This is a genomic window from Pseudoalteromonas sp. MMG007 (assembly GCF_018100985.1).
Taxonomy (GTDB): Bacteria; Pseudomonadota; Gammaproteobacteria; order Enterobacterales; family Alteromonadaceae; genus Pseudoalteromonas.
Genome location: NZ_JAGJEI010000003.1, coordinates 199,219 through 221,735 on the forward strand (window position 1 = coordinate 199,219; position 22,517 = coordinate 221,735).

18 protein-coding genes are annotated in these 22,517 nt (G+C 40.4%); 7 read left to right on the forward strand and 11 right to left on the reverse strand.

Annotated features, from left to right (window positions below; all coding sequences use genetic code 11):
* Nucleotides 1-20: 20 nt before the first annotated feature.
* Nucleotides 21-1,493, reverse strand: coding sequence for a S41 family peptidase (locus tag J8L71_RS06430; protein WP_210999813.1), 1,473 nt, complete (start codon nt 1,491-1,493; stop codon nt 21-23).
* Between the two features lie 230 nt (nt 1,494-1,723).
* The gene (locus J8L71_RS06435) at nt 1,724-2,236 is read right to left on the reverse strand and encodes a YetF domain-containing protein (RefSeq protein ID WP_210999814.1); all 513 of its coding nucleotides are present in this window, start codon (nt 2,234-2,236) and stop codon (nt 1,724-1,726) included.
* A 301-nt stretch (nt 2,237-2,537) separates the two neighbouring features.
* On the opposite strand from J8L71_RS06435, the gene J8L71_RS06440 reads away from it, so the two are divergent.
* Nucleotides 2,538-3,569 (forward strand): LacI family DNA-binding transcriptional regulator, encoded by a 1,032-nt coding sequence (locus J8L71_RS06440; RefSeq protein ID WP_210999815.1) that lies wholly within the window; start codon nt 2,538-2,540, stop codon nt 3,567-3,569.
* A 70-nt stretch (nt 3,570-3,639) separates the two neighbouring features.
* Here J8L71_RS06440 and gtfA read toward each other — a convergent pair whose 3' ends face one another.
* Entirely contained in the window at nt 3,640-5,112 is a 1,473-nt protein-coding gene (gtfA, locus tag J8L71_RS06445) for a sucrose phosphorylase (RefSeq protein WP_210999816.1), read from the reverse strand.
* A 173-nt stretch (nt 5,113-5,285) separates the two neighbouring features.
* Between gtfA and J8L71_RS06450 the strand changes: the two genes are divergently transcribed.
* From J8L71_RS06450 to J8L71_RS06460, 3 genes are all read left to right on the forward strand, one after another.
* Nucleotides 5,286-6,503, forward strand: coding sequence for an MFS transporter (locus tag J8L71_RS06450; protein ID WP_210999817.1), 1,218 nt, complete (start codon nt 5,286-5,288; stop codon nt 6,501-6,503).
* A gap of 164 nt (nt 6,504-6,667) precedes the next feature.
* Nucleotides 6,668-9,058, forward strand: coding sequence for a TonB-dependent receptor (locus tag J8L71_RS06455; RefSeq protein ID WP_210999818.1), 2,391 nt, complete (start codon nt 6,668-6,670; stop codon nt 9,056-9,058).
* A gap of 112 nt (nt 9,059-9,170) precedes the next feature.
* Entirely contained in the window at nt 9,171-10,118 is a 948-nt protein-coding gene (locus tag J8L71_RS06460; RefSeq protein ID WP_210999819.1) for a carbohydrate kinase, read from the forward strand.
* A 68-nt stretch (nt 10,119-10,186) separates the two neighbouring features.
* Here J8L71_RS06460 and J8L71_RS06465 read toward each other — a convergent pair whose 3' ends face one another.
* From J8L71_RS06465 to J8L71_RS06475, 3 genes are all read right to left on the reverse strand, one after another.
* Nucleotides 10,187-10,567 (reverse strand): STAS/SEC14 domain-containing protein, encoded by a 381-nt coding sequence (locus tag J8L71_RS06465; protein WP_210999820.1) that lies wholly within the window; start codon nt 10,565-10,567, stop codon nt 10,187-10,189.
* Between the two features lie 206 nt (nt 10,568-10,773).
* The gene (locus tag J8L71_RS06470; protein WP_210999821.1) at nt 10,774-11,466 is read right to left on the reverse strand and encodes a cupin domain-containing protein; all 693 of its coding nucleotides are present in this window, start codon (nt 11,464-11,466) and stop codon (nt 10,774-10,776) included.
* A gap of 24 nt (nt 11,467-11,490) precedes the next feature.
* On the reverse strand, nt 11,491-12,111 hold the full coding sequence (locus tag J8L71_RS06475; protein ID WP_210999822.1) for a glutathione S-transferase: 621 nt from the start codon (nt 12,109-12,111) through the stop codon (nt 11,491-11,493).
* A 226-nt stretch (nt 12,112-12,337) separates the two neighbouring features.
* On the opposite strand from J8L71_RS06475, the gene J8L71_RS06480 reads away from it, so the two are divergent.
* Nucleotides 12,338-12,862, forward strand: a complete 525-nt coding sequence (locus J8L71_RS06480) for a TetR/AcrR family transcriptional regulator (RefSeq protein ID WP_210999823.1) — start codon at nt 12,338-12,340, stop codon at nt 12,860-12,862.
* Between the two features lie 117 nt (nt 12,863-12,979).
* On the opposite strand, the gene J8L71_RS06485 is transcribed toward J8L71_RS06480, so the two are convergent.
* The 5 genes from J8L71_RS06485 to J8L71_RS06505 all read right to left on the reverse strand — a co-directional run bounded on the left by J8L71_RS06485 (nt 12,980) and on the right by J8L71_RS06505 (nt 20,021).
* On the reverse strand, nt 12,980-14,446 hold the full coding sequence (locus J8L71_RS06485) for a carbon starvation protein A (RefSeq protein WP_210999824.1): 1,467 nt from the start codon (nt 14,444-14,446) through the stop codon (nt 12,980-12,982).
* Between the two features lie 511 nt (nt 14,447-14,957).
* Nucleotides 14,958-15,875, reverse strand: coding sequence for a carbohydrate kinase (locus J8L71_RS06490; protein WP_210999825.1), 918 nt, complete (start codon nt 15,873-15,875; stop codon nt 14,958-14,960).
* Nucleotides 15,876-15,877: 2 nt separating this feature from the next.
* The gene (locus J8L71_RS06495; protein ID WP_210999826.1) at nt 15,878-17,401 is read right to left on the reverse strand and encodes a mannitol dehydrogenase family protein; all 1,524 of its coding nucleotides are present in this window, start codon (nt 17,399-17,401) and stop codon (nt 15,878-15,880) included.
* Between the two features lie 48 nt (nt 17,402-17,449).
* Nucleotides 17,450-19,171: a hypothetical protein gene (locus J8L71_RS06500; protein WP_210999827.1), complete on the reverse strand. Its 1,722-nt coding sequence runs from the start codon at nt 19,169-19,171 to the stop codon at nt 17,450-17,452.
* Between the two features lie 178 nt (nt 19,172-19,349).
* Complete coding sequence (locus J8L71_RS06505; RefSeq protein WP_210999828.1) at nt 19,350-20,021, reverse strand: HAD family hydrolase; 672 nt, start codon at nt 20,019-20,021, stop codon at nt 19,350-19,352.
* Between the two features lie 370 nt (nt 20,022-20,391).
* Between J8L71_RS06505 and J8L71_RS06510 the strand changes: the two genes are divergently transcribed.
* The gene (locus J8L71_RS06510; protein ID WP_210999829.1) at nt 20,392-21,918 is read left to right on the forward strand and encodes a catalase; all 1,527 of its coding nucleotides are present in this window, start codon (nt 20,392-20,394) and stop codon (nt 21,916-21,918) included.
* A gap of 64 nt (nt 21,919-21,982) precedes the next feature.
* Entirely contained in the window at nt 21,983-22,474 is a 492-nt protein-coding gene (locus tag J8L71_RS06515) for an ankyrin repeat domain-containing protein (protein WP_210999830.1), read from the forward strand.
* Nucleotides 22,475-22,517: the final 43 nt, after the last annotated feature.

Here is a 22,517-nt window from a genome sequence, read left to right on the forward strand (position 1 = left end):
TGTTTCAACAAGCGGCTTTTTTATAACGTTTTTATTTGCTCAAGCAATACATCAGTTGTCCAATCAATGCCGTTATACGCAACATCCGGCTTGTAGTAAGCCCCTGCCCCTCGCGCTCTGTTTACATACACTTTATTTGGCACAATCACTTTCCCTAAGCCTGAAGGTAAATCAGCTAAGCGTACCTCCATATACAGTGAGTCAGCGCTACTTGGTGCACCGAATAACGTTGTATTTTCAAATAGCTTAAACTTATCTAGCGCATCTAAACAAGCACTGGCGCACTGGGGCGGCACTATAACAAACACCTTAGTTTTAAAGTCAGTCACTAAGGGCTCTTGCGGTAGGTTATTTAGCGTATTAGCCCCTCGTTCTACATAAAATGGTTTACCACTTTTAAGTGATAAAGCCATGCCATCAGCTGTGATTTTAAATATTTTCAGTACTTCAGGCTGATTTTTTACAACGTCTAATAAAGACACTACATGGTCGGTATTATCCTTTGATGCTCTCCACCACACTTGCGTGTTTTGAGAAGTATTATTTGCTTTTTGTTCTACTATTTTTCTGCCCCATAGTTCTTTGGCTATTTGTGAGCTCCAATAAGATGAACCACCTTGGTTATGTCGCAAATCTAACACCACGGCTTTTGCAGTAAGTAGCTTACTACGCTGCTGTTGTATTTTTTTAAACACTTTATTGTAGGCAGCGGTTTGTTTTTCGGTTGATGAAAAGCTAGGCATAGCAATCCACGCAATATTTTTTTCAGGCCAAGTTAAATCAATAGGGAGTTCATCACCGTTGTAGGCATTTTCTAAATGCTTACTGACTGACTTAGGCCTTACAGACCAATTTAATACGTGTGTATAGGTATCGCCATTGGCTTTAACAAATTCGCATTCTTTTAAAGGAGTTAAAAATGGATTGCCCTCATCAATGAGTAATCGCCAACCTTGCTGCCACCAATGGCCAGATTGTGCAACTTGCCCATGAAACTTAAATATTCTCTTGCGCATTAAGGTCTCGGTGCTTTGCCCATCACATTGGCTTACAACGTCGCCTTTGCTAATATTTTTGTTTTCACTGTAATACACTTTTAGTGCATCACCTCGCCATAAAGCACTAAAGCCGGGCCAGCGGCGCGCGGGTCTATCTACGCTTGAAAACGCACCCGCGTGGCCATCTTGTAAAACAGTACTAAAGCGTGCAATTGCCGCTACATGCGCCTGCGGCCCACTCGCTTGAGCCGAGAGTTTAAGTGCCTGCGCTTTTGCTTGTTTTAATAAATCAGGAAACGCGGGGTTGTTGGCATCAAACATACCGGGGTGATTTTGTGCGGTAATGCTATAAGCCGCGTTAATATCGCGCTCTGTTATGCTGCGCCACTGCTCAGGTGTAGTAGGTAGAATGGGCTCTTGTGCAGCATTTATAAATGGTGATGGTAATAAAGCGCAGAGCAATACATAATTGGTTATTTTTGTTTTTATAGTCATGAAAATCCGTTTAAGCTAAAAATAAATTACTGGTTACGTTATTGTTCATTAACAATACGAAAAAAGCGATTTAAGGTACATATGTAAATACATACCTGGCACCTAAGTTAAAAACTTAAGAATCGTCCAACCTTATTTAGTAGGTGAGCAATGTGTCTGATACAGTAAAAAAGCCATACCAATTAATTTTGGCGCTTGAAGCTACTCATCGGCCGCGAAAAATTGTCCAATTAATCTTGGGGATTTCGTAACTTCATAATCAGTTGAGCATAGTTTTCACTTTTCGGCACAATACTTAACTCACCGTCGGCCTCAAAAACCACCGCCATAACGGTGCTTAAATCAGCAAAACCGGCTTTTCTAACACTCGCTTCCACTTCGGTGCTAGTGAGTCGAGCATCTTTCATAGCGGCCTCTATATATTCACCGTCAAAAAAAACTAATTGTGGAGCGGTTTTTACTACTTTGTCGAAGGTCGAAAAATGGGCGCTGATCCAAGTGAGTAGATATTGTAAAAAGAGAAGTAGGCTAACCGCAACTAAAACCTCAACTATCACCACGTCTTTCAATAAGATAGCAGAACCTAAGATGGAGCCTGCCGCCACGGTAATTATCCAGTCAAAGTTGTTCATTTTAGCAAATGAGCGTTTACCCACTAGATGCGTCGCTAGGATTAAAAAGGGATAAATAATCAAGGTTGTGGTGACAATGCGCGCTATTTCACTCCACGATTCAAAAAACATATTTCCCCCTACTTAAAGTGCTGAATAAATAAAGAATCATATAACCTTAATTGCCACCGTAATAAAACAAACAACACTGTGCAACTAAATTTGCCATACAGGTTTAGAATTTGTCTTTTATTGGTAAAGATTGCTTTGAAGTTGGATTTAACAGCGCGAGCCACTTTAGCCGTCTATATTAAACAAACCTTTGGTATTGCACCTAAAGAGTGCCGACATTAAGGCTAAAACCTTTTTTTTTACTTTGCTAACGCTCTGAATATGTTAGTTTATTAACATGAGTATTGAGTAAAGAATTGGTATGAGCAAGCAAACCCGCTGGACCTTAAAAAGTATTGCTAAAGAGTTAGGTGTATCTAACGCTACGGTATCAAATGCGTTTAATCGCCCTGATCAGCTATCAGCTAAACGCCGAGACGATATTCTTGCAGCGTGTAAAACTTTGGGCTATTACGGGCCAAATAAAGCCGCGCAATCATTGCGTAATGGCACATTTAATATTGTTGCTTTAGTGCTGCCCGATAGCGTGGAATACATGGTGTCGGACCCTGTGGCTAGCAGCTTTATGCGCGGTGTTACCTCGGTGCTTGAAAAAAACGGCATTAATGTTTTATTGTTTTCAGGAAATAGCGATAACCTTAACAACGTGGTCGACTTTGTTGATGGCTTTATTTGTTATGGCCGCCCTCGAAATAACGCATTAGTAGAGCAGTTAAAAACGGTGTCTAAACATGTGGTCACTATTGATTTTGATATAGCCCGCAATGCTTCAGTAAATATAAATAACGAGCAAGCAAGTTACGAAATAGCCAAGCATGTTGTAAAAAATCAAAGCGATAAAGTCGCTATTTTAGGCTTAAGATTACTTGATGAAAACGTATTGTGCCGCGTATATGAACACCACGAATTTGAAACAGGGCAATCTATTTCGCACCAACGCTTACGAGGTTATCAACGTGCTTTAAGTGAGGCAAATATTACGGTGGCTGATGATCGTATTTGGAATATACCTGAAAGCAGCGAGCGTTTTGCTAACATTGCCGCTAAAGAGGTGTTAAGTGCCTCCCCCCGCCCTAACGTTATAATTTGTATGAGTGATTTAATTGCCCTTGCCACCATGCGAGAAGCGATAAAACAAGGCATAAAAATAGGTGAAGAACTGCGTATTGTCGGTTTTGATGGAATAGATGAAGCCGCCCGTTTTGTACCGCGCCTAACCACTATTCATCAAAACAGCCAAGAAAAAGGCGTAATGGCCGCCGAGCTATTTATATCAAAAGAAGAAAGAATATGTGATGTAAGTTACGAGCTAGATGTAGGTGCCAGCGGTTAGCCATTATGTTAAAAAGCATTTAGAACAAAAAAGCCAAGCTATATACTTGGCTTTTTGTCTTAACATTAAATTAAGCCAACAATGCGTTTAAACTTATCGTTGTTTCTTCATCGCCATTAACTTGAGTAATCAACGCATCGCGTGTTTTAAAATTAACACTTAATACAATAGACTTATCTTCTAGTTGCCATGTTAAACAACACTCTCCCTCTGCACCATGAGCGCTAAACTCGCCTGCAAAAGCAGGATGTCCATTGCGTAGCTTAATGAGCTCTATTAAACCTTTTACTACAGGTTTATCTAGCGCATATTCAATTTTTTCATTATTTAGATACGGGCGGTTAATATCGCGACCCACATTGGTTCGCGCAAGTAGATCCATATCGTTTTCGCAGGCAAATAAACCACCGTAGTACACTTGCGGTACACCGGGTGCAAAAAACTGTATTGCACGCGAAATCAAATAATCTAAATCGTTAGCACCTAATGCATTGTAATACGTACAGTTTACTTGATATAAATCAACGTTACTGGCAGCAGCACCGGTAGCTTGACGGCTTTGGTTGTTACTGTTGGCATGCATGGTTTCAACTAGCGTATCTATTTGCTGTGCATTTAAAAGGCCAGGCTTATCGCCCATTGGACCTGCATCAATAATGCCTATACCGTCGTGCGTATCCAGTACAGTTAAACAGTTGCGTGGTGAAATTTGCAACCATTTAAGCAGAGCATCTACATCATTATTAAATAAGCTGTGTAAAATAAGTGGCGGTAATGCAAAGTCATAAACCATGTTTACACGTTTCGCTACTTCTACTTGTGTTTGGTAGTGGCTGTGTATTTCGGCAATAGTCTCCATGCCAAGCTCGTTTGCTTGCTTTGATAGGTTATCTAAATAACCAAAAGTTTCGTCTAGCATAAAACAATTTGTACCGGCTTGTTTAATTGCGTAGCCCGCTGCATCTAGACGAATAATATTTACGTTATTTTCAGAAAACTTAGTTAATACGTTATTTAAATACGCAATACCCGCCTCAACTTTTACGTTTATGTCAATTTGGTTATCGGTAAACGTGGTCCAAAAATCATACGTTTGACCGTCGCCACACTGCATTGGTGTAAAACAGCTACCTGGGCGCGGGCGATAAATTGCTTGCTGCTCAGCGTCGCTCATCCCATTTGGGAATACATCATCTTTGGTTAAAAACAAATCCCAAAATTCTGATTGCTTACCTTTTGCTAGCACATCTTGAAACTGATAAGACTGCGCCGATACATGGTTAACGATTAAATCGGCCATTAGGTCATGGTTTTCACCCAGAGCTTGAATATCGCCCCATGTACCAATGCGAGAATCTACTTCGCTGTGATCAATCGGGTCAAAACCCGCATCGCTGCCATCAATAGGATTATAAAAAGGCAATAAGTGCACGCCACCAAACACGCCCTCTAAAGAGCCCTTTAATAGTGTTGTTAGTGCGTTTATATCTTGACCTGTAATTCGATCAGCGTATGTGATCAATTGAACTTTATTCTTCATCATGTGTGATTACCAAGTTGAAACTTAATCGATTAAGATATATCTTTAACTAGCACGTACAATTTTACAAGTAATTTTTAAATATTTTACATACAAAAGTTGTGGCAAAGGTAATACTAACCAGAGTAAGTGATTGAGTTATTACTATAACTTGAGCCATAACGAGGAAAAACCACATGACGAATTTACACACACACACGCAAAGTGACCCAATGCAGCGCATACGAATACTCACTTACATGATGTTTTTTATGTTTGCGATGACCTCTGATGCAGTAGGTATGATCATCCCTGAGCTAATCACAGATTTTGGTTTAAGCATGACCCAAGCCAGTGCTTTTCATTATGCACCTATGGCACTGATTGCCTTTAGTGGCTTATTTTTAGGGTTTTTAGCCGACAGCCTTGGCCGTAAACAAACCATAATGCTGGGCTTACTTATTTTTTCGGGCAGTTGTTTTTTGTTTGCCTTTAGTAACAGCTTTTCAGTATTTTTAATTTTGCTTTGCTGTATCGGTTTGGCCATTGGTTTATTTAAAACAGGCGCTCTAGCGCTTCTTGGCGATATTTCAGCAAGTAACGCAGAACACACTAAAACAATGAATAAAGTAGAAGGCTTTTTTGGTATTGGCGCCATTGTTGGCCCTGCACTTGTAGGCGTATTGCTAACTCAAAACGTAAGCTGGACTTACTTATATATTATTGCAGGTGTTATGTGCTTAATTTTAGCGTTAATGGCCTGGCGCGCTGATTACCCTGCAGTTGTCAAAAATACTGATAAGCCAGCCTCGCTTGCTACCACCATGAAAATGATTAAAAACCCGTATGCACTGGGTTTTTCAATGGTAATTGCCTTGTATGTGGCGACCGAGGTTGCTATTTACGTGTGGATGCCAACGCTTTTAAAAGATTACACTGGCTCTTGGCCTTTACTTGCAACCTACGCACTTACTATATTTTTTGTACTGCGTGCTGCTGGGCGTTTTATTGCCGTATGGCTTTTAAATCACTTTAGCTGGCAGGGCGTTATGGCTTATTTAAGCTTAGGCATAGCACTGTGTTATGTAGGCACTTTAGTAGGCGGTGTTGATTGGGCTGTAGGATTACTTCCGCTTTCGGGTTTGTTTATGTCGATGGTTTACCCTACTTTAAACTCTAAAGGTATATCGTGCTTTCCTGTTGCACAACATGGTGCAGTAGCGGGTGTTATTTTATTTTTTACCGCACTTTCGGCCGCACTTGCGCCTCTATTCATGGGCATGATAAGTGATTACTTTGGCCACGTACGTTACGGCTTTTACTTAGCTACCGGCTTTGCTGTGATCTTATTTTTAGCCATGCTTTATAACTTTTACCGCGACCCCGCGGCAAAAGCATTAACTAAAAATGCATAAATGGCTGCTCAAGCCAGTATAAAAAACACCTTTAAAATCAATGCAAAAATAAAATAAGAGCAAATTACACACAAAAATAATTTGCTTATTGTAAAAACTTTGTTATTTTCACTTAATCGATTAAGTAAAAATAACAAACTCACACAACACAATGAGGCGTTAACATGACAACACACCACACACCTTTATATTTAATCAGTGCCTTAGCACTTGCAGTAAGCCAAGGCGTTCATGCACAAGACGAGCAAGAAACCAAAGTGCAAGCTAACCAAGGGCTTGAAACAATTGTTGTTACCGGCGTTCCTCGCCGCACAACTATTATGGCATCAAGCTCATCAGTAAGTAGTTTATCGCTTGAGCAAGTTGAGGTATCTACACCGCGTTCAACGGCTGAGGCATTTAGAATTATCCCGGGCGTTCGCGCTGAATCAACGGGCGGTGAAGGTAACGCAAATATTGCAGTGCGTGGTTTACCTGTAGCCTCGGGTGGCGCTAAGTTTTTACAACTGCAAGAAGATGGCCTGCCTGTAATGCAGTTTGGTGATGTTGCCTTTGGTAACGCCGATATTTTTATGCGCCTTGATAACACAGTGCAAACAATCGAATCAATCCGTGGTGGCTCTGCTTCTACCTCGGCTAGTAATGCACCTGGCGGCATTATTAACTTTATTTCTAAAAACGGTGATAACGAATCGGGTAGCGTGTCTTCTACTGTTGGCCTTGATTACGACAGTGTTCGTACCGACTTTGAATACGGCACCTACTTAACCGATAGTGTACGTTTTCATGTAGGTGGTTTTGTACGCCAAGGCGAAGGCCCGCGCGAAACAGGCTACACATCAAATAAAGGTGGCCAAATTAAAGCCAACCTTACTAAAGATTTTGAAAACGGCTACGTACGCCTTTACTACAAACACCTAGACGACAAAAGCGTAGGCTACTTACCTATGCCTATGTACTCAAACGGTGACTCTATTGCAGGATTTGATGCACAATCAGATACACCACACTCTGCTTTATTTACTAAAACAGTGCGCTTAAATGGCGAAAACCAAATTAGCAGTGGCGATTTACGCGACGGTATGAACCCTAAAGTGGATGCGGTAGGTTTTGAAGCTGTATTTGATTTAGATAACGATTGGCGTATCGAAAACCGTTTTCGTAAATCGTCAATTAGCGGCAACTTCAACTCGCTTATTCCTGCGGAAGTTGGGAGTGCCTCGTCTATTGCACAAAGTATTGGTGGCGCTGGCGCAACACTGAGTAACGCAAACACAGGCGAAGCGTTTAATGATGAGCTTGCCATGCGTATTCACACTTTTGATGTAACGCTTAATGACTTTGGCTCTATTGTTAACGATTTTAAACTGACTAAATCATTCAGCGATGACACTAGCCTAACCTTTGGTTACTTTGCCTCAACGCAAAACATTGCCATGTCGTGGTTATGGAACTCGTACTTAATGGAGCTCAAAGGCGACAATGCAGCACTTTTAAATGTAACCGCAGCCGATGGCACTGAGTACTCACAAAATGGTTTATACGCTTATGGCACGCCTTATTGGGGTAACTGTTGTCAGCGCGATTACGACACAGAGTACGATACACGCGCCCCGTACGTTGCCTTTTCAACAAAACTTGGTGATGTAAGCATTGATGCAAGCGCCCGCTACGACAGCGGTGAAGCACGCGGTAACTACGCTGGGGCCGTAACCTCAACAGTAGATATGAACAGCGATGGCACTATTTCTATTCCTGAGCAAAACGTAGCTGGTATTGATATAGCTAACGCCAGCCCAGTAAATTACGATTGGAGCTACTCATCTTACTCTGTGGGTGCTAACTACCAAATTGACCCAAGCCTTGCTACGTTTGCACGTATTAGTAAGGGCGGGCGTGCCAATGCAGACCGTTTGTTATTTGGTAAAGTACGCAGTGACGGAAGTGTTGCTGACGAAGATGCAGTAGATGAAGTAAACCAATTTGAAATTGGTGTTAAAAAACGTTTTGATTCGTTCTCGGTATTTGCAACGGCCTTTTATGCAGAAACAGAAGAGCAAAACTTTGAAGCAACTTCGCAAACCTTTTTTGACCGCGAATACGAAGCAAAAGGTATTGAGGTTGAATCAACTTACTTTATGGATGCGTGGGACTTTAGAGGTAACTTTACTTGGACCGATGCAGAAATTGCAAAAGATGCGCTAACTCCTGAAGTTGTAGGTAACACACCGCGTCGCCAAGCTGATTTAATTTACTCACTAATGGCTCGCTACAGCTACAATAAGGGCGCGGCAGGTGTAAGCTTTATTGGTACAACTGATGCTTACGCTCAAGATAACAACGACCTTAAGTTTGACGGCTACACGCAAGTAAATGCATTTGTAAGCTACGACTTATCTGAAAACTTAAACCTTGCGCTTAATGTAAACAACCTATTCGATACAGTAGGTATTACAGAAGCTGAAGAAGGTTCAGTACCTGAAAACGACATTATTCGTGCCCGTACTATTAACGGCCGCACTACGTCGGTTACTTTAAAATACGCTTTTAACTAATTGTGTGTATTGCGCTACGGTGAGCAATCACTGTAGCGCCTTTTAAAGTATGAATAAATAACACCCTTCACGTTTTTAGCCTAGCTTTGCTAGGCTTTTTAGGATATTCAAAATGACAAAACTCCTGTGCTTAGGCGAGCTATTAATTGATATGCTGCCACAAGATGCTCATAACTCGGCCTATTTACCTATACCTGGCGGTGCACCTGCCAATGTCGCTGTTGGCTATGCAAAACTCGGCGGTGAGGCTGCATTTTGTGGTGGTAAAGGGGATGATCATTTTGCCAATCAATTAAACAATGCGTTAGCACAATATAATGTAAATACAGACTATTTATTTGCCATTGCTGGCTCACAAACGGCTATGGTAATCGTAAGCCTTGATAAAACAGGCGAGCGTAGTTTTGGCTTTTATCGCCATAACACAGCCGATGTATTATTAACGCAAGCGCATTTAGCGCATATAAATTGGCAAGACATTAGCACTCTGCACTTTTGTTCAAACACCCTAACCGACTCCGTGATTGCCAGCACAACACTTAAAGCACTAGAACTTGCAAAAACACATAATAAGCTCGTTAGTTTTGATGTGAATTTACGCTATAGCTTGTGGGAAAACACAAACGATATAGCTAGCAATGTACAAGCCTGTTACGCCTATTGCGACATAGTAAAACTTTCGCGTGATGAGCTTAATTTTTTAGCGCAGCATAGCGAAACAACGAGCGAAGATTACATTCAAACGCTATTAAATACGGGGATAAAACTGGTGTTTTTAACCGACGGGCCAGAGCCTGCTAAGGTTTATCACAGCGCATTTACACTTAGCGAAGCAGCACCAAAAATACACGCCGTAGATACAACAAGTGCGGGTGATGCATTTATAGCGGGAGTTTTATATTACTTGAATAACCTAGGAAGTGATTTACCGCTAGCAGATAAACTAAATGATGAAACAAGCGTAAAAAGCGCCCTGCACTTTGCGCTTAAGTGTGGCTCTAAAGCGTGTTTAGCTAAAGGTGCTTTTCCGGCGTTACCAGTGCTCGCTGATGTTATGTAACTCTTAAGTAGAGTGCTAGTTGCTTTACATAATAAAAAACGCTCTTGTGAACGTTTTTTATTATGTAATTATTCATCTAGCCAATCTATGGCGGCGGTGGCGTTTTCGTAGTATTGCACCTCGCCTGAAATAAACCAATTGCCTATTTTGGCCATACGGGCTTGCCACTCTTGGTTGCCATAAATAGCTATTTTATTGAATTCTTTTGAGTGCCTTACACCAAGCTTTAAATCATCCCACGCGGCCCGAAGTTTCCAGCCTTCTAACTCGCTAGCATCTATAAGTACATTTGCTATAGGGTGTTTAACCTCGCCAAGAGCAGAATCGATCATGGGGGTAATTACTTTATAGTCTTCATGGGTTAGCGTTCCCACAGCTTTTAGTTTTAAAAAGAATTCTCTGCCTGCGCGTTCAATACCAATAGATAAACCATGTGTTGTGTGTACCATGCAGCTCTCCTTAATCGGGTGCGCTTATTTTATTTACAGCCTGTTGTTTGAATTAATTAAAATCTAAGACTTCAATTGTTCTACTTAAGTTAGTAGTAACTACATTCAAATGCCAAACATTGGCTGAGTTAAGCTATAAAAGTACACCCTATTAAGTTAATTAATCCTGAACTAAATCAAACAATACTGCTAAATAATGGCATTTGCTAAACGTTTTGTACGCGCGCTATTTGCTTATCTACATCGGTTAAGTGCCCTAATTTTAGCCACAATTTTGCACCCTGCTTACCAGCGGTTATATTAAGATCAGTATTAATGGGCAGCCTTAACCAGCTGTGTTTTACTAGTACGTCTGATTGCTCACTTACCTCGCCTTCAAGCACAAGTAACTCAGCACCACCCATTGCGCTAATTTGCATGTTAGCACCGGCTTCAAAGTGCAATAGGCTCACGTATTCATAGTCATCTTTATAAAGCGGCGTAATGGCAAGTCCTTTAAATGTAGCGTGTTGCACACTGCCCATGTATTGCGTTTGCAAGCGTACGTGGGTTCTATCTTGTGGTTGAAATTGCCAAAGTTTCACAAATATTATGCAGCCATTTTGTGAACCTGGTTTATGCTTTGATTGTGGCGGATTACGAATATAGGAGCCTTGTGGAAAATCGCCATGCTCGTCTTGAAATACCCCTTCAAGCACCACAAACTCTTCACCTCCGGTATGTACATGAGGAGAGAACTCGCTGCCTGGGGCATAACGTACAATACTAGTTGCACGCGCAACTTCTTCGCCTACTCTATCAAGTGCTCGCCTATCTACACCAGACATAGGTGAAGCAACCCAGTCTAATGTTTGGCTATGCACCACAACACGCTGACTAAAATCGGCTAGTATTTTCATTTAAAGCTCCTATTAAAGTGTGTTTTAAGCAGCAACACTTTCTCGTTGTGCCACTTTTTCTTGCCATGCTATTAAATGAGTAAGCTCACTTGGAATAGCAATTTGTGCAAACCCAGCAAAAACAAGGCCTGCGTATAAAGTAATATCTGCAATACTAAACTGATCACCGCCAACAAATGTTGATTGTGCTAGTACATCATTAAAATAGCTTAAACCTTGTTGCGCCTTTTCACCCTGCTTTTTACCCCAGTCTGCATTTTGGTACGTTTCAAATTCAGGACCCAAGCCATCTGTCGCATGATGAAAATAAGTAGCCACAGCGTCAAGCACCATAGACTCAGCTCGCTTTTGCATCATATTAATCACTGCACGCTCTTTTGCAGTTTCACCCATTAATGATGGCCCCTCAAAAGCAGTATCAATGTATTCTGTAATAGCTGTGCTTTCAGATATAAATGTACCATCATCAAGCTCAAGCACAGGTACACCTGCCAAAGGATTTTTTGCTAAAAAAGCATCTGTTCTATGCTCGCCATTAAGTAAATCTACTGGAACAAACTCAACATACTCAGTCGCATTTTTTTCAGCTAACGCTATACGAACACGTAATGGATTTGGGAAGTTTTCTACGTCATAAATTTTCATAAATCACCTGTTATTAAATTAGTTAGATATCGAAAGCATAGCCGCCTACCTATCGATAGGTAACTTATATAATCAAAGTAATTTCATGTCAAATTTTAAACTTACTATTTATTCGAATGTTTATTGATGAGCAGCTGATTAGATGCCATTTATTTAAAAATAAATGACTTGAAAACGACTACCTACTGGTCGATAATTTCTGCATTAGAAGCAAGGTATAATTAAAATGAGTAAAAAAGAAGCGTTACTTAAAGCAGCAGAAAACAAAGTACGCCTTGGTGGCTACAGTAATTTTAGCTTTAGGGAACTGGCAAGCGAAATAGGCATTAAAAGTGCCAGTGTTCATTACCATTTTCCTACTAAAGCTGATTTAGGCGCTGAGCTTGCTCATCAATACACTAATGCGTTTTTAAATGCATTAGGCTCGCCAAGTGAACACTTGGCTAACGGTAAAAACCCTATTGAGGTTTATACGCAACTGTTTAGGAGCGCCTTACTTTTTGATAAAAAAATGTGCCTATGCGGCTTACTTGGCGCTGAAAGTGACAGCTTGCCAGAAAAGGTGCGCTTTGAAGTTAAACGTTTTTTTAATCAAAATTTAGAGTGGCTTACTGAGGCGCACCTAGCCAATGGTGAGCAGCAACCTAAACACGCTGCAATTCAAACCGTAAGTCTGCTTGAAGGCGCGATGATGATTAGCAAAACACTTGATGATAATAGCTACTTTGAGCTTGCCACACAGCCTGCTTAGTAACTAGGCTGCTTATTAAGTATCTACACTCTTAATTAACGTATTGATCAATTATTTTACGCATAAAAAAACGAGCTATTTAATAGCTCGTTTTTTGTGTTTTATAAAATGCTGCGCTTACGCTGCGGCATTTGCTTTATGCTTAGAGTGAACAAAAACTAAAGCAATTAAACCAATAATAACGACTGCTGCGCCAATAGGTTTGCCTAAATCGGCAGACAGATTAAAGCCAATCGCCGCTGTCATTATGTATGACAATGTTACACCTGTAGCAATAACCGCAGGTACACTTGCTATCCAGTGAAAAGCACGTCTATCAAATAAGTACTTAGTAGCAAGCCATAATACGCTGGTTGAAAGCAACATGTTTGAAAATGCAAAGTAGCGCCAAATCAACGAGAAATCTAACTTAGTCATAAAGTAAGCAATAGTTAAAATAGGCAGAGCGAGCAATAAACGATTACGTAAGCTTTGCGGAATATTAAATGCATCAACAACCGTTAAGCGCAATGAGCGGAACGCTGTATCGCCCGATGTAATTGGGAAAACAGCTACGGCAATAATCGCCATAATGCCACCAAGTACACCTAAGTAACTATTTGCTACATGGTTAACAACTAAGCCTGGACCACCTTGGTCAAGCAATGCTTTTAAGCCTGCATAACCTTCTGGGAATGCTGCAATACCAGCAAGTGCCCATACACAGCCTACAATGCCTTCACACATCATTGCACCGTAATATACTGGACGAACGTATTTTTCGTTTGTTAAGCAGCGGGCAATAATAGGCGCTTGAGTAGAATGGAACCCACTAATAGCACCACATGTGATAGTAATAAACAGTAATGGCCACGTTGGTAAACCATCTGGGTTAGGCTCTAAAAAGTCGTGCGCGTGGTCGGCCTCAAAGTACGCTAAAAAGTCACCCGCCACTGGCAAATGTGGTGCATTAATTAATAATGAAACGGCGATTGCAACGGTCATTACAATCATTAGTGCGCCAAAGATTGGGTAAAATTTAGTAATGATTTTGTCAATTGGTAGTAACGTTGCTAAAAAGTAGTACGCTAAAATAGCAAGTACCCAAAAGGTATTGTTAGCAAAAAACGTATCGTGAAAAACATCTAAGTTACTTAACAAGCCCGCTGGGCTCATAATAAATACAACGCCTACAAAAAACAGTAGCATAGCGGTAAATATCAGCATAAAGCCTTTAAATACTACGTTGTAATAATGGCCTGCAATTTCAGGTAAGCTTTTGCCATCTTCTTTAATGCTCATCACACCTGAGAAGAAGTCATGGACAGCGCCGCCTAATACGTTACCAAGTACAATCCATACTAAAGCAACCGGGCCGTAAAGCGCACCTAAAATAGGGCCGAAAATAGGACCTACGCCAGCAATATTTAAAAATTGAATTAAAAATGCACGCACAGGGTGAATAGCAACATAGTCAACACCTTCGCTAAAGCGCTTTTGAGGTGTATCAACGGTTGAGTCCATACCTGCTTGTTTTTCTACAAATGGGCTATAAAATTTATAGCCAAGTATTAATATAGTGATACAGATAAAAAAGATGATCATAAAGCACGTTTCTCTTTTTGTATTTTGTGTATAGAGCGCATAAATCCCGCCCCGCCTTTTCAATCCGTGAATAATCGACGAACATTAACAAAGGATTAAGCACCGAGCAATAAGACGAATAGCTAATACACAAGGGTCTGTAGACCTTTCAAGGTTAAATTTGCAGCAGCCTGCTTGGTATTTAGGCAAGGGGCGTGAGCAGGACGCGGAAGCTTTGCTCGGTTTTGACTTATTCTTACATGGATGTAAGCCAGTAGGGTAACGCAGGAGCAGTTACCGAGCCCACTAGGTTACAAACCTCGCGCCGCGATTAAATAGCCCCTAGTTTGAACAAATTTCAAACTGCAAAGGTCAACAGACCCTAGTCCTTTTAAGTCACTTTTCATGCACATTGCTTGCATCTCAACCAAAACGAATAGGTTATTAAAATAAAGTTAAAAAAAAGCGGCTTTACCTAAAAGGTAAAACCGCTTACACACACAATGATTGGGTGCAACTGTGAATTTTTAAACTATGACGGGCTCATAAATTCGTTAATTTGTTCATGAGTGAGTGTAGGTGTGGCACCGGCACTTTCGGCAACCATAGCGCCTACAGCACATGCAAAATCAACGGCATGCTGTGCACAATCACTACTACATAACTGATAAATTAACGAACCTAAGAATGAGTCTCCAGCGCCTACGGTATCTACAACGCTAATTAAATAGCCTGAGTTGTAGTAATTCTTACCTTTTACGGTAAGTAATGCGCCGTGGCTGCCTTTTGTTACACATAGGTATTCAGTATTCGTTTGCTGTGCAATAAACGCTAAGTTTTGCTCAAGTGAATGAAACTTACAGCCCATTGCTTTAGCAATTTCGTAAAGCTCTTCATCGTTCAACTTGATAAAGTCGGCTTTATTCATTAAATCAACTAACGTATCTAACGTGTAATGTGGCGCACGTAAATTTACATCAAATACTTTAAAGTTTGCTACATCAACTAACTGGTTTAATGTAGCAAGTGATGCTTCGCTTCGACCAATTAAGCTGCCAAATACAAATACGTCGCTAGCTTTAACTTTTTCAATTAACGCATCGGTAAGTGTAATGTTATCCCAGGCCGTATCCGCTACGATTTCGTAACTGGCTGAGCCGCTTTTATCTAAAGTAACTTGTACAGTGCTGGTTTCTTTGTCGTTATTAACGGCAATATATTCGCAGCTAACACCTTTAGCTTTTATCTCGCCAAGAAGCTCAGTACCTAACTCATCGTTACCTACTGCACTTATCATGTCGGCTTTAATGCCAAGCGAGTTAATGCGTACACACATATTCAGTGGCGCGCCACCTAAACGTTTACCTGTTGCAAAACAATCCCATAGTACTTCGCCAAAGCAACTTACGCTTACGTCTTTACCTTGTTTGGAGTTAATTAAAATACTCATTATTACTTACCTTTAGGCTCAAGTACGTTTTTCATAATTGCTTTAATTTTGCTTGCAGGTGCGTATAGCGCTTCAACGTTATCTTTATAATGAGAAGTAAATTCGCTTTGTTCGTTTAAGCTGCCAAACAGGCTCGTTAATGATAAAAATGCAAGGTCATCAGTCGCTGTTTTAGCCGCAGCTTCATGAAGCTCACTTTGCATTGCATCTATTACCTCAAGCTTATTACCTTGCTCATCTTCACCTTTATCACTGTAAAAACACCATGCAGCAATAACAAGCGTGGCAAGTGAAACATCACGGCCTTGCGCTAGGTTTTCGTTAATAGTCGCAATTAAAAACTTAGGAAGTTTAGCGGCACTCTCTGAACAAATACGTGACAAGCTGTCTTTAATATTTGGATTAGCAAAGCGCTCTATTAGTGTATCTTTATACACTTCAAGGTTGATACCTTCTAACTGCTCAAGGTTAGGCGTTACTTCTTTGTCCATAAATGCACGTAAATACTCAGCAAACAAAGGATCTGATACTGTTTCGTCTATTGTGCCATAACCATGTACAGAGCCTAATAAACCAAGTACTGAGTGGCCTGCATTTAATAAACGTATTTTCATTGTTTCATACGGTGTTACGTCAGATACAAATTGTGCACCTACGTTATCCCAATCCGGGCGTCCGCAGCAAAATGAGTCTTCAATCACCCATTGTGTAAACGACTCACACGTAATAGGCCACTCGTCACTAACACCATAAGTATCAACAACGTAATCAATGTCGCTCTTTTTAGATACTGGCGTAATACGGTCAACCATTGCATTTGGGAACGTCACGTTAGTGGCAATCCACTCGCTTAATTCTTTATCTTGCTCTGCTGCAAAAGCTAAAAGCATTTTGCGTGTAACGTTACCATTGTGTTGAATGTTATCGCACGACTGCACTGTAAACGCATCAAGGCCTTGATCTTTACGAAGCTTAAGCGCTGCAGTAATGTAACCAAACGCTGTGATAGGGTCGTTCGGATTATTAATATCGTTAACGATGTCAGGATTGCTGTAATCAAACTCACCCGTTACTGGGTTAAAGTTATAACCACCTTCGGTAATAGTTAACGACACAATATGCGTATCGTTATGAGCAAGTTTATTAATTACTGCTTGCTTGTCCTCAGGGGCAAATAAAAAGTCAATCATAGAGCCTATAACTTTGTTATCAATTTGCCCATTTGGGTGTCTTACCGTTAGCGTATATAAGTAATCTTGTTTTACTAGCGTATCGCGCAACCCACGGTTGCCCTCTAATAGGCCTACACCACAAATGCCCCACTGCTCAGAACCTGGCGTTTTTAAAAGCTCGTTGATATAAACAGCTTGGTGAGCACGGTGAAAACCGCCTACACCAATATGAACAATACCCGCCTTTAGCTTGCTACGGTCATAGTTTGGTGTGTCTACATGGCTTGGTAATTGTGCCAAGCTTTGCTGATTTAGCCCTGTTGCTAGAGCTTCAGTGTGCTGTTGTTGCGTCATGGTGCGGCCTTACTAAAACAAAAATTAATTATAAAAAGGGGTTATATACTATGCGACTGCATTAAGTGTTTTGTGGCGTTTTAAAGACCAGTAAGCACTAGCAAAATAAACCACAGTACAAATAAAACAAGCTATTTCAAATTGAGATTTGTTATCGCCGTATACGCTCATCGTGTCGCTAAAAAACATCACTTGGCTGGCAAATCCAAAAATAATCAATAATGAAATTGTTGATACAGCGTTTAGTACTTTTGTAAATACAGAGCTGTCGATAATAGGCGCTTTTAAGTCTTTGGCCTGGCTTTCTTGGTATTCTTTAATTGCTTGTAACTCTTGCTCTTCAGCAGCAATTTCTTGCGTGTAGTCTTCACCTGCGCCATATTTTTTAGCAAGCAGTGTGTAAACAATTATTGTGAAAAACCAAGTAGGAATAAATAGGTAGTAGAACGACATTACATCAATAGCATTTAATCCAAAACCAAATACTAATGCCAGCGCCCAAGATGCAATAGCCGGTACGCTACGTGTAATGTTTTTGTATTTAGCCCAGTAGCGAGTTAAACCAATTTTTGGAAACAGTACATGTTCAGCAAATACAATACCGCCTACAGGTACTACTAATAAACCTGCGTAAGTAAGCAGTGGTAGCATTTGTGAAAATACAAATGGGAAACACGCAATTATAACCGTTACAACACCTACTACTGCTGTTGTACGCTCACGAGACTGATTAACAAAAATAGATTGGGCAGCAAGGCCAGCACGATAAAGGTTTGCGTTTGCTGTAGTCCAGCCTGCAATAATTACAATAACAAAGCCTGTCCAACCTAAAGCATGGTAAGCAACGTCACCTGGATCAAGCGACGAAATAGTTGTTTTAAGTAATACAGCAACACCCGCGCCCATAATACCAGCAGAGATCCACGCTAGGTAGTGACCAAAAAACATACCTACGCCTGAAAACAAACCATAGCTTTTACGCTTAGCAAATCTAAAGATTGCCATATCAATTAAGCCAAAGTGAGTGATAGAGTTAGCTGCCCACGCAAAACCAATTACTTCTAATAAGCCAATACCTTTTTCACCATCAGCATTCGTGCCCGTCCAAATGGAGGAGTCACCTATGGTCATAAAGTCACTAAAGCTACTTAATGAAGTAGAGCCAATTACATGGTTAGAAAGTTCTGGGAAAAGTGCAAATGAACCCGCTATAAAAATAACAAATAACCACGGTGCACATAGCTTAGAAAAGTCAGCAACCGTAGAAAAACCATACATAGCTACAAATACAACAATAGAGCCTACTGCCAGTACAATAGCAACAAATGATAAACTATTAGGATACCAATCAAGTTGAGCAGGTATATCAAATAAAAACCGAACTGCCGTGGATGATACAGTGATCATGGCGGCCGATATAACACTAAATATGATGACGTTAGCCCAGTTGTAGAGCTTAGTCATTGAATTACCAGCAATTTTATTTAGGTAATTGTATAAGCTTAATCGGGTTTCAACAGCAATTGGGGCTGTAATTAACCACCAAGAACACATAGCTAAAAGGTTACCAATTAATAAACCTAATAAAATGTCGATGGTCGAAGCGCCTAATGCAACAAACGTTGCACCAATAACAAACTCAGTTGCCGCTACGTGTTCTCCAGCGTATAAACCTGCAAAATGCTTCCAACCATGAAGCTTGCTATTAGCAACGGGTAGCTGCTCTTCGTTAACATCTTTAAATGTTTGTGTGTGTGGACTTGATGCCATGGTATTTTCCTATTGTTTTAAACACAGCACTAATTATTAATTTAAATATATGTTTAATGTTTAAATTAATAATTAACTCAATACTGTGTCTTCTTATAATGCGACTACTATATCTATTTAATACTTTATGCATTGAGCGTTATGCTTTGTCAGTGTAAAAGCGTAACGCACTGTTCTATTACTGTGTTTGTAATGCCGTAAACTGTTTATAAAACTCATCCCAGTGCGTTAAATGCGCAACATCTGGATAAGCTTGGTGAACAAAGTTCACTGCGCCTTGCATGTGAGTGCCACCACTGTAATGCAGGACCTGCATGTTTGCGGCAAGTGCTGCGCACACGCCCGCTTTAGAGTCTTCAATCACTAAACAATGTCGAGGTTTAACACCCATTTGTTCAGCGGCATGTAAAAACAAATCAGGTGCTGGTTTACCGTTTTTCACCTCACTTGAGGTAAATACCTTATTAAAGTACTGCTCAAGATTTACAACGTTTAATGCCTTGGCTGTGCGTTTAGGGCTACTGCTTGTAGCTATACAACACGGTACCGATAATCGCTGTAAAACACCTTTAATGTTGTTTGTTGGCATCAGTGCCGTTTCAAACTCTTTTAAAAGTGCTTCTCGGTAGTCGGCTTCAAAGCTTTCAGCTAAGGTTACATTAAAGGTATCAAATAAATTTTGTGTGACTGTTTTAAAATTACAGCCTAAAAAGTGTTGTTGTACATACGCACGGTCAATGTTTACACCAATATCAGCGAGCATGTTTATTAATACTTGCGCACTTAATATTTCGCTATCGATAACAACGCCATCACAATCAAAAATAACTAATTCTATTTTAGTATTCATATTGCCCCTTTTTATGCACCTACTTTGGTGCAACCTCAACGTGAGCATAAGCCCAGCAAGTGAGCATATTCTCTTTATTGTAATAATAAGTCAACATCTTGATAAATTAAAACGCACCATACTGGTGAATATTTATGCATTAAATATGAAATAGTCTGTAATTTCATTAATTTCAATTTTACGATTACGACTAAGGTCGAATAAGCGCGCCAGCAACTTATTAAACCGTAAACCAAACGCCTTCCAATCTAATTTTATGATTGCAACAATCTAAACAATCAATTTTACCGAAACTCATTTTGTTAATACACTCGTTAACAGTTAAACAGCCTGCAACAACGCTGGCACATTTATTAAGACGAGGTTGACAATGAAGACTATTAATAACAAAACAACATTAACGCTGAGTGCTTTAGCACTAGCAATGGCAATACCAGTAAGTGCAGCAACTACATTAACAAAAGATAATGGCGCAGCAGTTGGCGATAACCAAAACTCAATAACTGCAGGCGAGCGCGGCAGTGTATTACTTGAAGATGTACAACTAATTCAAAAGCTACAACGTTTTGCACGTGAGCGCATTCCTGAGCGTGTTGTACATGCTCGTGGTACTGGCGCACACGGCGTGTTTGTAGCATCAAAAGAACTAAACGATTTAACAATTGCAGCACCCTTTGCAGAGGCTGGTAAAGAAACCGACGTATTTGTTCGTTTTTCATCAGTAATTCACTCTAAAGGTAGCCCTGAAACACTGCGTGATCCACGCGGCTTTGCAACAAAGTTTTACACAGACGAAGGTAACTGGGATTTAGTAGGTAATAACTTACCTGTGTTCTTTATTCGTGATGCGATTAAATTTCCAGATATGGTTCACTCGTTAAAGCCATCTCCGGTAGATAATATTCAAGATCCTAACCGTCTTTTTGACTTTTTCTCTTACGAGCCAGGCTCAACTCACATGCTAACGTGGGTTTACAGCGACTACGGTACACCAGCAAGCCTACGTAAAATGGATGGCTGGGGCGTACACGCATACAAAATGATTAATAAATCAGGCGATGTTAAATACGTTAAGTTTCACTGGGTAAGTCAGCAAGGTATCGATAACCTTGATGCTAAAGAAGTAGCTGAAGTACAAAGTAAAAACTTTCAACATTTAACGCAAGATTTATACACGCAAGTAAATGCAGGCAACTTCCCTAAATGGGACTTATACATTAAAACACTTGATCCTTCTCAGTTAGGTGACTTTGACTACAACCCACTTGATGCAACTAAAATGTGGTTAGATGTAAAAGAAACAAAAGTAGGCACAATGACATTAAACCGTATGCCAACTAACTTCTTTCAATCTACTGAACAAGTTGCAATGGCACCGGCAAATGTAATTCCAGGAATTGAGCCTTCTGAAGACAGACTATTACAAGGGCGTGTATTTTCTTACTCAGATACGCAAATGTACCGTTTAGGCGCAAACCACCAGCAATTGCCAATTAACCGTGCAAAAGTTGACGTAGTTAACTACAACCAAGACGGCGCAATGAACTACGGTAACACTACAAGTAACGTGAACTACCAACCGAGCCACGAAAACGTAATAGAAAACCCAATTGCTCGCAGAAGCCAAACAGAGCTTAAAGGCTACGTGCAACAAGCAGCAATTAAAAAGCAGCAAAACTTTGCACAAGCAGGTGTTCTATACCGTGGTTTTAGCAAGCAAGAGCGTACTAACCTAATAAACAACCTAGCAGGCGATTTAGGTAAAGTGAAAGACGCTAAAGTAATGCACAAAATGCTTAGCCACTTTTACAAAGCAGACACTGAATACGGTACGCGCTTAACCAACGCTGTAAACGGCGACATGAAACAAGTGAAGCAACTAGCCGCTAAACTTTAATAATTTACCCAACCTTGAGGAAGGGCTGACTCCCCTTCCTCTTTTTTTAAAAAAGGTAAACTGTATGCGTAATTTACTTATAATAATTACTTTAATGATGAGCTTTTCAAGCTTTGCCAATGAGCCGCAAAGTACTGTAAATGAGCCAACATCCACCCAAACACAGTACGAAAGCTTACTTGCTTATTACTTTGCTGCCGCGCGCACCAATGACACAGCCGTTATAACGCAATTTGTTGATGCAGGCATTCCTATTAATAGTTTCAATAACAAAGGCTATACTGCACTCATGATTGCCACTTACCACGGCAATAAAAGCACGGTAAATACCTTACTGCAATTAGGCGCCAATGCTTGCCTTGAAGATAACCGAGGAAATACAGCCTTGATGGCCGCAATATTTAGAGGCGAATTTAGTATAGCTAAAACACTTGTTAGCCTGGATTGCGACAACGACCATCAAAATAAAGCAGGGCAAACAGCCGAGCAATTTGCACAAACCTTTGGCCAACAAAAAGTGCTCGACTTATTAGCACAGGTAAGTAATGAAAAATAGATACAAATGAGAAGCCCTACTCAAAGGGCTTTAATTTACTTTA